At 61.4% G+C, this 13,454-nt stretch carries 11 protein-coding genes; 6 read left to right on the top strand and 5 right to left on the bottom strand.

From position 1 onward, the window contains the following. The first annotated feature begins 314 nt into the window (after positions 1–314). Complete coding sequence (gene macA / locus AC19YS_RS24285) at positions 315–1,466, top strand: macrolide transporter subunit MacA (RefSeq protein ID WP_106580318.1); 1,152 nt, start codon at positions 315–317, stop codon at positions 1,464–1,466. A 3-nt stretch (positions 1,467–1,469) separates the two neighbouring features. Further along, entirely contained in the window at positions 1,470–3,428 is a 1,959-nt protein-coding gene (locus AC19YS_RS24280; protein WP_106580317.1) for a MacB family efflux pump subunit, read from the top strand. 56 nt (positions 3,429–3,484) lie between these two features. Here the strand turns inward: AC19YS_RS24280 and AC19YS_RS24275 are convergent, their stop codons facing one another. Together AC19YS_RS24275 and AC19YS_RS24270 are read right to left on the bottom strand one after the other, a co-directional pair. After that, the gene (locus AC19YS_RS24275) at positions 3,485–4,162 is read right to left on the bottom strand and encodes a helix-turn-helix domain-containing protein (protein ID WP_179677729.1); all 678 of its coding nucleotides are present in this window, start codon (positions 4,160–4,162) and stop codon (positions 3,485–3,487) included. Positions 4,163–4,394: 232 nt separating this feature from the next. Beyond that, positions 4,395–5,642, bottom strand: coding sequence for a methionine gamma-lyase (locus AC19YS_RS24270; protein ID WP_169366481.1), 1,248 nt, complete (start codon positions 5,640–5,642; stop codon positions 4,395–4,397). 123 nt (positions 5,643–5,765) lie between these two features. Here AC19YS_RS24270 and AC19YS_RS24265 point away from each other — a divergent pair, with 123 nt between their 5' ends. Together AC19YS_RS24265 and AC19YS_RS24260 are read left to right on the top strand one after the other, a co-directional pair. Beyond that, positions 5,766–6,236, top strand: a complete 471-nt coding sequence (locus AC19YS_RS24265) for an Lrp/AsnC family transcriptional regulator (RefSeq protein ID WP_106580315.1) — start codon at positions 5,766–5,768, stop codon at positions 6,234–6,236. Positions 6,237–6,357: 121 nt separating this feature from the next. Next, positions 6,358–6,795: a carboxymuconolactone decarboxylase family protein gene (locus tag AC19YS_RS24260; protein ID WP_106580314.1), complete on the top strand. Its 438-nt coding sequence runs from the start codon at positions 6,358–6,360 to the stop codon at positions 6,793–6,795. 4 nt (positions 6,796–6,799) lie between these two features. On the opposite strand, the gene AC19YS_RS24255 is transcribed toward AC19YS_RS24260, so the two are convergent. Beyond that, entirely contained in the window at positions 6,800–7,570 is a 771-nt protein-coding gene (locus AC19YS_RS24255; RefSeq protein WP_106580313.1) for an AraC family transcriptional regulator, read from the bottom strand. 97 nt (positions 7,571–7,667) lie between these two features. Between AC19YS_RS24255 and AC19YS_RS24250 the strand changes: the two genes are divergently transcribed. Beyond that, the gene (locus tag AC19YS_RS24250) at positions 7,668–8,798 is read left to right on the top strand and encodes an MFS transporter (RefSeq protein WP_500602794.1); all 1,131 of its coding nucleotides are present in this window, start codon (positions 7,668–7,670) and stop codon (positions 8,796–8,798) included. Here the strand turns inward: AC19YS_RS24250 and AC19YS_RS24245 are convergent. Both AC19YS_RS24245 and AC19YS_RS24240 read right to left on the bottom strand, forming a co-directional pair. After that, on the bottom strand, positions 8,788–10,947 hold the full coding sequence (locus tag AC19YS_RS24245) for a TonB-dependent siderophore receptor (RefSeq protein ID WP_500602793.1): 2,160 nt from the start codon (positions 10,945–10,947) through the stop codon (positions 8,788–8,790). The two genes, AC19YS_RS24250 and AC19YS_RS24245, sit on opposite strands and share 11 nt — an antisense overlap. A 97-nt stretch (positions 10,948–11,044) precedes the next feature. After that, positions 11,045–11,941 (bottom strand): helix-turn-helix domain-containing protein, encoded by an 897-nt coding sequence (locus AC19YS_RS24240; RefSeq protein ID WP_106580310.1) that lies wholly within the window; start codon positions 11,939–11,941, stop codon positions 11,045–11,047. Positions 11,942–12,080: 139 nt separating this feature from the next. Here AC19YS_RS24240 and AC19YS_RS24235 point away from each other — a divergent pair, with 139 nt between their 5' ends. After that, positions 12,081–13,439: a glutamine synthetase family protein gene (locus AC19YS_RS24235; RefSeq protein WP_500602791.1), complete on the top strand. Its 1,359-nt coding sequence runs from the start codon at positions 12,081–12,083 to the stop codon at positions 13,437–13,439. The last annotated feature ends 15 nt before the right edge of the window (positions 13,440–13,454 follow it).

Here is a 13,454-nt window from a genome sequence, read left to right as displayed (position 1 = left end):
GGGCCGCCGCGATGGGCCATCCTTGGCCCAACTCGGCTAACCCGGCGTCCTGCCGGGTTACCCACGCTCCAAAGCCTGCGTTCGGCCAGCGTGGTTTAACGGGGCGTCTCAGAGCAAGATCAAGGTCAAAAGCCAATCAAGAGCCGCTTGATCTGTTCCTGACGCGTGGCGCTCCTAAGGTGGGAGCTGGCTTGCCTGCGACAGCGGCGTATCAGCCTGACATAGGGCGGCAGACACTCAGCAACCACAGGTAATCCAGCGGCCACGCCAGGCCGTTTTCGCTTCAGACCCTCTTCATCTTTTTATGGTCATTTATGGATAAGTCAACGTTTCGCAAACTCGGAATGCTCGCGGTATTGGCGGTTGCCATCGGCCTTGTCGTGTACACGGTGCAAGCGCCCGCCGACACACCGCAATACCTCACCGCCACGGCCGAACGGGGCGATATCGAAAATGCCGTATTGGCCACGGGCGTGCTCGAAGGCATCAAACAGGTTGACGTCGGCGCCCAGGTTTCGGGGCAGTTGAAGTCGCTCAAGGTGAAGGTCGGTGACAAGGTCAAAAAAGGCCAATGGCTCGCCGAAATCGACCCGCTGATCCTGCAAAACACGCTGCGTAAAGCCCAGGTCGATGAAGAGAACCTGCAGGCCCAGCGCCGCGCCACGGCGGCGCAGCTCAAGCAGGCCAAGTCCGTCTACGAGCGCTACAAAGGCTTGCAGATCGACGAGTCGGTGTCGCGTCAGGATTTTGAAGACGCGGAATCCACCTTCCAGGTGCAGCAAGCCAACCTGCTGTCCCTGGATGCGCAGATCAAGAGCGCGCACATCCAGATCGACACCGCCAAGGTCAACCTGGCCTATACCCGCATCGTCGCGCCCATTGACGGGGATGTGGTCGGCATCGTCACCCAGGAAGGCCAGACCGTGATCGCCAACCAGCTGGCGCCGGTGCTGCTCAAGCTGGCGGACCTGGACACCATGACCGTCAAGGCGCAGGTGTCCGAGGCGGATGTGATCCACATCAGCCCGGGCCAGCAGGTGTATTTCACCATCCTCGGCGAGGCCGACAAGCGCTACTACGCCAAGCTGCGCGGGACCGAGCCGGCGCCGCAGAACTTCCTCGAAACCCAGACCGCCGGCACGCCCAAGCAGAACACCGCGGTGTTCTACAACGCGCTGTTCGACGTGCCCAACCCTGACCATCGCCTGCGCATCGCCATGACCGCTCAGGTGCGTATCGTGCTCGACACCGCCCAGGCCGCGCTGATGGTGCCGGTGGCGGCACTCGGCTCGCGCAACGCTGATGGCAGCTACCCGCTGCGCGTGCTGGATGCCAAGGGCAAAGCCGTGTCGCGGGATGTGAAGACCGGGATCAACAACAACGTCAAAGTGCAGATTCTGGACGGCCTGGTCGAGGGCGATAAGGTCGTGATCGGTGACGCATCGCCTGTTGCGGCGGGGAACTGACGCATGACCCAACCACTGTTGGAACTCAAGGGCATCACCCGCAGTTTCATGGCCGGCGAGCGCGAATTCATCGCGCTCAAGGGCATCGACTTGACCATCCATGCCGGAGAAATGGTCGCGATCATCGGCGCCTCGGGCTCGGGTAAATCCACGCTGATGAACATCCTCGGCGGCCTGGACTACGCCACCGCCGGCAGCTACAAAATCAATGGCATCGAAACCCGCTCGCTCGGCGATGAGCAACTGGCGGAACTGCGCCGCGATTACTTCGGTTTTATCTTCCAGCGCTACCATTTGCTCGCGCACCTGAGCGCCTTGCACAACGTGGAAATGCCGGCGATCTACGCCGGCACGCCAGAGACGCAACGCCACAGCCGCGCGCGGGATTTGCTCACCCGCCTGGGCCTGGCGGGGCACACCAGCCACCGGCCGAGCCAGCTTTCCGGCGGCCAGCAACAGCGCGTGAGCATCGCCCGCGCGTTGATGAACGGCGGTGAAGTGATTCTCGCCGACGAACCCACCGGCGCCCTCGACACCCACAGCGGCAAGGAGGTGATGCGCATCCTCGCCGAGCTGCACGCCGCCGGACACACAGTGATTATCGTCACCCACGACCCCAAGGTGGCCGCCAATGCCCAGCGCATTGTCGAGGTGTGTGACGGTGAGATTGTCAGCGACAAGGCCAACGACAGCGTCGGCCTGGAGGTGCCCGCTGAGGCGCCCATCGAGACCCGGCGCAGCGGTGCACGGCGTCTGGTGGCGAGCCTGGGGTTGTTCAAGGAAGCATTCAACATGGCCTGGGTGGCGTTGATTTCCCATCGCATGCGCACCCTGCTGACGATGCTCGGGATTGTCATCGGCATCACCTCGGTGGTGTCGATCTCAGCCATTGGTGAGGGCGCCAAGCGTTATGTGCTCAAGGACATCCAGGCGATTGGCAGCAACACCATCGATATCTTTTCCGGCACCAGTTTTGGTGACAGCCGCGCCTCCGCCATCGAAACATTGATGCCCTCGGACGTGGAGGCGTTGAACCAGCTGTATTACGTCGACAGCGCCACGCCGGTGGTGGGCCGCAACCTGCTGCTGCGCTTTGGCAATATCGACCTGGATGCGCAGGTCAATGGCGTCAGCGACCGCTACTTCAAAGTGAAGGGGTTGAAGCTGGAAGCCGGGATTGCCTTCAGCGAAAGCGACGCGCGGCGCCAGGCCCAGGTGGTGGTGATCGACCACAACACCCGACATCGCTTGTTCGGACCGAATGTGGACCCGTTGGGCCAGGTGATCCTGGTCGGCAATCTGCCGTGCACGGTGATTGGTGTGACGGCCGACAACAAAAACATGTTTGCCGCCAGCAAGGCGCTGAACGTGTGGGTGCCTTATGAGACGGCGGCGGGGCGTCTGTTGGGCCAGCGCCATCTGGACAGCATCACCGTGCGCATCAAGGACGGCCAGCCGAGCAAAGTGGTGGAAGAAAACGTCAATAAACTCATGCTGCAACGTCACGGCACCAAGGATTTTTTCACCAATAACCTCGACAGCATCATGCAAACGGTGCAGAAAACCAGCCGCTCGCTGGCGCTGCTGTTGTCGCTGATCGCGGTGATTTCGCTGCTGGTGGGCGGTATCGGAGTGATGAACATCATGCTGGTGTCGGTGACCGAGCGGACGCGCGAGATTGGTATTCGTATGGCCGTGGGCGCGCGCCAGTCGGACATACGCCAGCAGTTTCTGGTGGAGGCGGTGATGGTGTGTTTGATCGGCGGGATGATCGGGATCTCGTTGTCCTTTGCGATCGGCTATCTGTTTTCATTGTTTGTGAAGGAATGGGAAATGGTGTTTTCCCTGGGCTCGATCATCACCGCGTTTGCGTGTTCGACCCTGATCGGCATTGTGTTTGGCTTTGTCCCGGCCAGGAATGCGGCGCGGCTGGACCCGATTGAGGCGTTGGCCAGGGACTGACGGCAGCGGTCAAATGTGGGAGCAGGCACGCCAGCTCCCACAGGTTTTTGTGTGATTCACAGGGGGGTGAGCGTGCCTTCCTCGGTCGCGTACATCCACCGCAACAACGAATGCCGCCCGCTGATGCCCAGCTTGATCGCCGCGCGTTTGAGGTAGCTCTCGATGGTGTTGACCTTAAGTGCCAGTTGCTCTGCCAATTGCGGTGCGGTACGCCCGGCCAGCAGGCCGACGCACACTTCGAGTTCGCGGTTGGAAAGCGTCAGGCCCGATTGCACCAGGCGTTCTTCAATGCGCCGGCGCAGGGTTTCGATGCCCTGGTTTTCCGGCATCAGCGGTTCGCTGGTCGGGCGGCAAGGCTGGATCGCGGTGATGTGTTTTTCGACCATGGGCAGCAGCAGCGTGGAGAAGTCCTGCAGCATGCTGCGTTCCTGCGGCGAAAAGCTTTCTGACTGGTGCGAGCGGTACACCGACAGCACATAGCGCACATCGTCCCTGCGGCGCGTGAGGTGCAGTTGAGCGGCGGGTTGTTCTTCACCCAATGCGGCTACCGAATCGGTGTAGACCGGGCTGATCCTGCGGCGAGTGTGGCCTTCGGCACTGACCCGCAATTGCGTGATATGGGTGGCGTCCACTGCCAGTTGAGTCAGGATAAGGTCATGCAGCATGCGTGGGAAATGGCGACTGCCGGTGCTGGCGATGACCTTGCCTATATGTGGGAACAGGTGTGAGTTCATCAATTCGTCCATGAGTTTCGAGTGCAGGTATTCAGCCTTATCGCGACGGGATTTAAGAAGGTAACCAGGGTGAATAACCTGCAGTGATAATGCACCCGTCGAGAACCTATGCTAGTACAGCCTGGCGAAAGCATGGGGATCCAATCTGGAAAAAATCAGATTAAAAACGCATAACGATGGTCAGACCAGTCCGACCACCGTTTGTAGGAAAGCGTTGGTGGGTGCCCAAGGCTTATTTCACGCTGTGCTCTTCTACCAAGGCCTGGCGGGGTGCGACGGTGCGGGTGCACTTGGCCAAGGCTTGATGGATATCCTCCAGGAGGTCGGCGATGTCCTCCAGCCCGACCGATAAACGCACAAGGCCTTCGCTGATGCCGTGTTGCGCACGTTCTTCGGGCGTGTAGGTGGAGTGGGTCATGCTGGCCGGGTGCTGGGCCAGTGATTCGGCATCGCCCAGGCTGACCGCACGGGTGAACACGTTGAGGGCGTTCATGAACCGGCGGCCGCTTGCAATGCCGCCCTTGAGTTCAAAGGCGATCATGCCGCCGGACTGCTTCATCTGCCGCGCCGCCAATTCGTATTGTGGGAAAGAGCGCAACCCGGGGTAGGTCACCCACTGCACGGCCGGGTGTGCCTGCAGCGCCTCGGCCACCGCCAGGGCATTGCTGCAATGGCGGTCCATGCGCAGGGCCAATGTCTTGAGGCCGCGCATCAGCAACGACGCATCCTGCGGTGACATCACCGCGCCGGTCAGGTCCTTGAGGCCTTGCAGGCGAATGCGCTGCGCCAGGGCCTGGTTGCTCACGGCGATACCGGCGGTGATATCGCCATGGCCACTGAGGTACTTGGTCGCCGAGTGCACCACCACGTCGGCGCCCAGTTCCAGAGGCCGTTGCAGGTAGGGCGTGCAGTAGGTGTTGTCGACCACCACGGTAACGTTGGGCTGCTGGTGGGCAAGCGCGGCGACCGCCGCAATGTCCACCAGGCGCAAGTTGGGGTTGGCCGGCGTCTCGCAGTAGATCATGCGGGTCGCGGGGCAAAGCGCCGCGCGCAAGGCCGCCAGGTCGGTCAGGTCGACGTGACGCACCTTGATGCCGAATTCGCCGATGCCATGGTGCAGCAGGGCGAACGTGCAGCCGTAGAGGGTCTGGCTGACAATCACCTCATCGCCGGGACGCAACAGGGTCCAGAACGTCGCGGCAATCGCGCCCATGCCGGAACTGAACGCCACGGCGGCCTCGCCGTTTTCCAGGGTGGCCATGCGCGACTCCAGCAGCGCCAGGGTCGGGTTGGAGATGCGCGTATAGAAGTGGCCGCTGGCTTCACCGGCAAAGCAGGCAGCGCCGTATTCGACCGTGGGGAATGCAAACGTGGCAGACAGATAGATCGGCGGCACCAGGGCGCCGTGGTGGTCCTTGGGGTCATAGCCGTGGTGGATGGCGCGAGTGGAAAAGCCGAATGCAGTGTGTTTATTGTTCATGTCGCACGCTCCTTATTTCCTACGATGCTATGCTCATAACCAAAGATGAACGTTGCAAAGTTTGCTGGTAATGCGCGGGTTAAGGGTCGAAACGTCGATAAAAACAATGAATAGAGGCACATTATGCCCGTGAGTCTGGATCGCACCGACAAAGCACTTTTAAACGCGCTGCAAGGCAATGCCCGGCTGACGGTGGCCGAGCTGGCTGACCGGGTGGCCCTGACCACCTCGCCGTGTTGGCGCAGGGTGCGCAGCCTGGAAGAGAGCGGGGTGATCAGCGGCTACCAGGCGATCCTGTCGCCCAAGGCGCTGGGGTATGGGGTGACCGCGTTTGTGAGCATCATGATGGAAAGTCATACTCAGGAAATCGCCCGCGCGTTTGAGCAGCGGCTGTTGGAAATTCCCGAGATTGTGGCGTGCCATAACGTGTCCGGGCGTTATGACTTTTTACTTGAGGTGGTGGCCAAGGACCTCGAGTCGTTCGGGGAGTTTGCGCGCGAGGTGTTGCAAACGTTGCCTTGCGTCAAGGAGATCTATTCGAGCTTTTCGTACAAGTCGGTCAGGCGGCTGCGGGTGATTCCGTTGCCGGGGTGATCGTTTACCTTCCCGCACGGGCGCCACATTGGCCACCCAATCTTCCCCGCAATTGGATATTTCTCCAGGCACTCACGGTGACTACTCTAGCCATCAATCCCCACCGTTCTGGAGTATCACCATGCAAACCCGTACCGATTTCTACACCGCTTCCCCGGATGCCATGAAAGCCATGCTCGCCCTGGAAGCCGCTGTCGGCAAACTGTCTCTGGAACTCCCGCTGCTGGAACTGGTGCGCCTGCGCGTCTCGCAAATCAACGGCTGCGCCTTCTGCCTCGACATGCACACCGCCGACGCCCGCAAGGGCGGCGAAACCGAGCGCCGCTTGTACACCGTGTCGGCCTGGCGTGAAACGCCGTTTTTCACCCCACGTGAGCGTGCCGCCCTGGCCTGGGCCGAAAGCCTCACCCTGATCAGCCAGACCCACGCCGCAGACGAAGACTACAACGCGCTGGCCGCCGAGTTCAGCGCCCAGGAACAGGTCGATTTGAGCGTGGCCATCGCCACCATCAACAGTTGGAACCGCCTGGCCGTGGGCTTTCGCAAGATGCCCAAGTAAGCCTTCAGCTTGATTTGAAATACCCACGTGGCGTGGTGCCGGTCATGCCCTTGAAAAAGGCGATCAACGCACTGTCACTGGCAAAGCCCAGCGCGAAAGCGCAGTAACCCAGGCTGCGCCCGGTGGCGAGCAGTTCGATGACCCGCATCAAGCGCCACTGCTGGCGCCATTGCTGATACCCCAGGCCGGTTTCCCGCAGGAAAATCCGGCCGATGGTCTTGGTGCTGGCGCCAATTTGTTTTTCCAGCGCTTGCAGCGTTGGTGGCAACCTGTCGAGATCGGCCAGCAACGGGGCCAGGCGCTTGTCCTGCGGCAAGGGCAGGAGCATCGGTTGCTCGGCGGCTTGCTGGATTTCATCCAGGCACAACCCCAGTAGGTGGGCATGCCGACCGGCGTGCCAATCGGTCTCGAACGGCGCCATTGCCATGGGCTCCAGCACCGCCCGCAGCAAGGCGCTGACTTCGATGACCCGCACCTGTTTGGGCAACTGATCAGCCAATGCCGGGCTCAGGTAGACCGAACGGTAATCCACGGTTTTGTGCATCACCGCGCGATGGGGCACACCGCAGGGGATCCATGCCGCGCGGGAGGGCGGCAGCAGGCACAGTTGGTTGTCGAGGGTGATGCGGGTGCAACCCTGTTGGGTAAACAATAGTTGCCCGCGCTGGTGGCGATGCAGGCCGGAGTCGTGGTCGCCGAGCAGCGCGGCGATGCCGATGACCGGCGCCGGGAGGCGGTCGGGGTCGAAAGACGCGTCGGCGGCAAGCCAGGCCATAGGTTGTCCGATTTGATCGATAAAATGGCGAAGTTTGGATAATACCCCAGTTGCCGGTCCTTAAACTCCTCGCGTTGTTCATACGAGGGAGTCGTCAATGAAAGTTCAAAACCTGCTGGTGCTGACCGTGGCGTTGCTGATGTTTCCGCAATTGGCCCAGACCCTTTACAGCCCGGCACTGGGTGATATCGGCGAAGCGTTTGCGGTGGGCCCCGAACGGGCAGGGCAGACCCTGTCGGTGTATTTCCTGGCGTTTGCATTCGGGGTGGTGGTGTGGGGCCGGCTGTGTGATCGCTGGGGGCGGCGGCCGGTGATGTTGGCCGGATTGGCCTTATACGTGGCGGCGTCGGTATTGGCCTTGAGTGTGACCACGTTCAATGCCTTGTTACTGGCCCAGGCGCTGGCGGCGTTCGGTGCGGCGGTCGGCTCGGTGGTGACGCAGACCGTGCTGCGCGATCGTTTCCACGGTGCGCAGTTGGCCCAGGTGTTTTCGATAATGGGCATCGCACTGGCTGCGAGTCCTGCGCTGGGTTTGTTCAGTGGCGCGACGCTGGTGCAGTACTTCGGTTATCGCGGCATGCTGGCCGGGTTGCTGCTGGCGGCGCTGACGTTGTGGGGCTGGTGCCTGTGGGCCTTGCCCGAGACGCGTCCTGCCTCAGTGTCGACGGCGTCGCTGCCCGAAACGCTGGGCCTGATGCTCAGGGACGCAGGAATCTGGCGCTCGGTCGGCCTGGTGGCGGCGTTCAATATTGCGCTGTTCGGCTATTACAGCGTGGGGCCGTTTATCTTTGCGCGGCTGGGTTTGTCCGCTGCCCAATTCGGTTACAGCGGCGTGCTGCTGGCGCTGGGTTCGGGGCTTGGGGCGTGGCTGAACAAGCGACTGCTCAAGCGTGGCATGAACGGTGAGCAGTTGGTGCTGACCGCCGCCGGCCTGGCGGCACTGGGGGGCTTGCTCGTCGTGCTGCTGCAAGACAGCTGGCTGTTTGTATGGCCGATGCTGTTGGTGGTGCTGGCATTCGGCATGGCAATCCCGAATGTGCTGGGTGCCGCGCTGGTGCGCTATCCCGACCGGCTTGGCACGGCCGCCGCAGTGTTCGGCTTGCTGTATTACTTGATGATCGGCGCCGGGCTTGGGCTGGTGGCCTGGGCCCAGAACCTGGGCTGGAGCCTGTTGATCTGTGGCTTGGCGGCGCTGTGTCTGGCAGCGCCGCGAGTGTTCAGAAGTTGACCGAAGCACTCAGGCGCGCCGTCAGCGGCGCGCCCTGGAACAGGTAGTCATCGCCCATGTATTCGCCGGCGTCGCGCCAGTAACGCTTGTCGAACAGGTTGTCGACGCTCAGGCGAAACACGGTTTCATAGCCGTCGACTTTGGTGGTGTAGCGGCTACCGACATTGACCACTGCATAATCCCCTACCTCAACATTGCCGGTGCGGTTGGCGTATTTCTTGGCGCTGTATTGCACACCGCCGAGCAGCGCCAGACCGTTCACCCACGGCAACGCGTAGTCGGCGTACATGCTGGCGCGCAATGTGGGCACGTTGATCGCCTGATGGCCTTCGTATTCCGGCGTGCCGCTGTTGCTCACGCGCGCGCGAATCGCTGCCACGCTGGTTGCGATTTGCAGGCGGTCGGTGGCCCAGCCGTTGGCGGAGAGTTCCAGGCCGGTATTTTTCTGTTGGCCTTGTTGCACGTAGGTGAACTTGCCATCTTCCGGTTTGGCGTACTGATAGGCCTGATGAGTCTGGAATACGGCGGCGGCGAAGCTAATTCGGCGCCAGTCGTATTTCACGCCGGCTTCGATTTGCCGTGACACGGTTGGAGCCAGAGTTTCGTCGGCGTTTTCAGCGAACCAAGGCGCCGTGCCGCCCAGCGACAGGCCTTTGCTGTAGCTGGTGTACAGCGAGATGTTTTCCACTGGTTTGTAAATCAACGAAGCTTGAGGAAGGAACACGTATTGCTGGGTGTGGCGAGCCTGGTTGCCATTATCGTCATAGGCTTTTTCATCCAGGCGCACTTCACGGCCGCCAAGAATGGTTTGCCATTGCTCGTTGAAACGGATGCGGTCGGTGACGAACAGCCCGTACTGGCGGCTGTCGAGGTTGCGGTGGCTATCATTGAGCGGCACGTCAGTGGGCGTGAATGTCGGTGAGTCGGCGTCGATGTTGCTGGTGCCAATGTACTCATTGACCGATTTGCGCTTGTCGATCACCCGACGAAACGCGCTGGTGCCCAAGGTCAGCTCATGGCCGATGCCTGCGGTGTCGAACAGCCCGGTCATCGCCGCCTGCACTTCATCGTCGCGACGGGTGTCGTCGGGGCTGCGATAGTCATAGACGTCGTAGTCACCTTCGGGGCTGAAATGGTTGGGCACGCTCGATGAACTGCAGCTGGTCGAGCCATAACAGCCCCAGGCAAACGCGCTGTAGTCATCAATCACCACCTTGCTGCGCGCGGCGCTGAGAGTGCCTTTCCACTGATCGCTGAAACGGTATTCGAACTTGCCGTTGAGGTTCAGCGAGTCGATGCCCACCTGCTTGGAACCACTCTGGTGCCCCAGCAGTTTCTTCGGCGACGCGTCATGCGGCACCTCGGTGCCGCCCAGCAATTGATAGCCGGGCACCGAACGCTGTTGCTTGTTCTGGTATTCCGCATCCAGTTGCAGCACGGCGTCGGGGCTAATAGTCCAGTCGAACGCCAGGGACACGAAATCGCGCTGGCCATTGGCGTGCTCCACATAGCTGTTGAGGTCTTCATGGGCCACGTTGGCGCGCAGGCCAAACTGCTGCTCGCTGCCGAACCAGCCGCCGACATCGGTGGCGATGTAACCGCTGCCGCGATCGTCGGTGGACACCGTGACCGAGCGCACGTCTTGCGGGCGTTTAGTCACGTAGTTGATCACTCCGCTGGGCTCGGCAATGCCGCTCTGCAAACCGGCCAAGCCCTTGAGCACTTCCACTTGCTGTTTGTTTTCGAGGGCGACGTTCTGCTCGCCGGTGATGGTACGCCCATTGATCTTGTAGCTGCTTGCCGCATTGAGCGAGAAGCCGCGCACCACAAAGTTTTCGTAATAACCAATCGGTGCATAGCTGTCGCCGACCGAGGCATCGTTGCGCAGCACTTCGCTGAGCAGGCGCGCTTGCTGGTCCTTGATCAGCGCGGCGTTGATCACCGTGATCGAGGCCGGGGTGTCCAGCAATGGCGCCTCATCGAAGCCGCCGACCGATGCGGTTTCACTGCGGTAGCCGGACTCGTCCTGGCCCTGGACGTTCACCGCCGGCAGCTCTATTTCAGCCGCCAGGCTGCTACCGATGCCGCCGCTGAGCAGCAGGCCGAGGGCGAAACGTGAGTGAACGGCAGGACGAAAACGCAAAACCATGGAGGCAGGGCCTTATAGCGCAGGACGGGGGGCGCATAAGCTAGGGGGAAGTGCGGGGTTTTACAAGTTACTGAGAACGGTTCTGTCGTCCCATCTTTCAGCTGGAGCGCTTCAGGGTTTCACTGGGCAGTTCCTTGAACAATGCGCGGTAGCTATTCGAAAACCGCCCCAAATGCCAGAACGACCAGTTCATCGCGACTTCGGCCACGGTGGTGTCGGCTGCGGTTAACAGCTCGCGCCGCGCGCCGTTCAACCGGCGCAGACGCAACCACTGCGCCGGGCTCATTCCGGTGTAGGTCTTGAAGCCTTGCTGTAACTGGCGCAGCGGCACACCGGCGATCTGCGCCAACTCCAGCAAGTTGACGGTCTCATCCGGCGCATCCGCTGCCCACTCGCCGATGCGCGCCATCAGCAGGCGTTCTTCGCTGCGTCGCTGCAATGAGCCGCGGTCCAGGCACACGCAGGCGTTGTCGAGGATGAACAGGCAATCGTCGAGCAACTGCTGGGTGAGGGCATCGCGGCTGATCGGGTCGAGTGTGGCGGACAACCGCGTCAGGGTGCCGCTGAGCCAACGGGTGAACAGCGCGTTCTGCTGACAGGTCAGCGGGGCCATGAACAGGCCTTCGAGTTTGGCCACATCCAGGCCATGGCGCTGCACGAACTGCGGGCCGAACACCACGGCCACTTCGCGGTAGTTTTCCGGGGTGATCCAGGTGTTGCGGCTTTCGCCATTGAGCAGGTACAGCGCGTTGTCGCTGCCATCGAAACAGAACGCCAATGCACCGGGCGGCGCGTTGAAGTTCTGCTCCACGCGCGTGTTCATGCACTCTTCGTACACCTGCACGCCTTGCAGGTCGAGGTAACGGATCTGCCCGGCAAAATGCCCCGGGGACATCTGCTGATACTGCTGCACCCAACCGGGTGTCGCACTGCATTGAGCGGCCACATCACCGGTAGTGAAAGCCTGTACGCGCAAAGCTGTTGCCTGTGTCATGGGTAACCTGGGCGCACTCTATTGGTGCGTTGTGGTTGGTGCAAAGTGGATAGATGCCGCAGGGCGGCGGCATCAAGATAGACCTCAATGCGCCGCGAGTACAAGCCGGCGCATGCACCCAACCCATGACGAGGTCCTTATGAACGCCCCCTTCGATCAGCTGTCCGCCTGGCTGAAAGAACACAAGATTACCGAAGTCGAATGCGTGATCAGTGATTTGACTGGCATCGCACGCGGCAAGATTGCGCCCACCAACAAGTTCCTGCATGAGCGAGGCATGCGCCTGCCGGAAAGTGTGTTGCTGCAAACGGTGACCGGGGACTTTGTCGACGACGATATCTATTACGACCTGCTCGACCCGGCCGACATCGACATGATCTGCCGCCCGGTGTCCAACGCCACGTACGTGGTGCCGTGGGCTATCGAGCCCACCGCGATTGTGATCCACGACACCTATGACAAGCAGGGCAACCCGATTGAGCTGTCGCCGCGCAACGTGCTGAAAAAGGTGCTGCAGCTGTATACCGAGCAAGGCTGGCAGCCGATTGTGGCGCCGGAAATGGAGTTCTACCTGACCCAGCGCTGCGAAGACCCGGACCTGCCGTTGAAAACCCCGGTGGGCCGCTCCGGTCGCGCCGAAACCGGCCGCCAGTCATTTTCCATCGACGCCGCCAACGAATTCGATCCGCTGTTCGAAGACGTCTACGACTGGTGCGAGCTGCAGGGCCTGGACCTCGACACGCTGATCCACGAAGACGGCCCGGCGCAGATGGAAATCAACTTCCGCCACGGCGATGCCCTGCACCTGGCCGACCAGATCACCGTGTTCAAACGCACCCTGCGCGAAGCCGCGCTCAAGCACAACGTGGCCGCCACCTTCATGGCCAAACCGGTAGCCGACGAGCCCGGCAGCGCCATGCACCTGCACCAGAGCGTGGTGGACATCGCCACCGGCAAACCGGTGTTTGTCGATGCCGACGGCACGATGAGCCAGCTGTTCTTGCACCACATCGGCGGGTTACAGACGTACATCCCAAAGCTGCTGCCGATGTTCGCGCCGAACGTGAATTCGTTCCGCCGCTTCCTGCCGGACACCTCGGCGCCGGTCAACGTGGAGTGGGGCGAAGAAAACCGCACCGTAGGCCTGCGCGTGCCCACTTCCAGCCCCGAGGCAATGCGCGTGGAGAACCGTTTGCCGGGCGCGGACGCCAACCCATACCTGGCAATTGCCGCCAGCTTGTTGTGCGGCTACCTGGGCATGATCGAAAAGATCGAGCCCAGCGCCCCGGTGGAAGGGCGCGCCTACGAGCGCCGCAACCTGCGCCTGCCGTTCACCCTCGAAGACGCGCTGGCGCGGATGGAGGATTGCGACACGGTCAAGCAGTGCCTGGGCGAGAAGTTCGTGCGCGGCTACGTGGCAGTCAAACGCGCCGAACATGAGAATTTCAAGCGGGTGATCAGTTCCTGGGAACGTGAGTTCCTGCTGTTGAGCGTCTAAAAAAACTCAAAAGGG

The organism is Pseudomonas sp. MF08831 (assembly GCF_059862645.1).
This window is presented reverse-complemented; position numbering and strand designations above follow the sequence as displayed.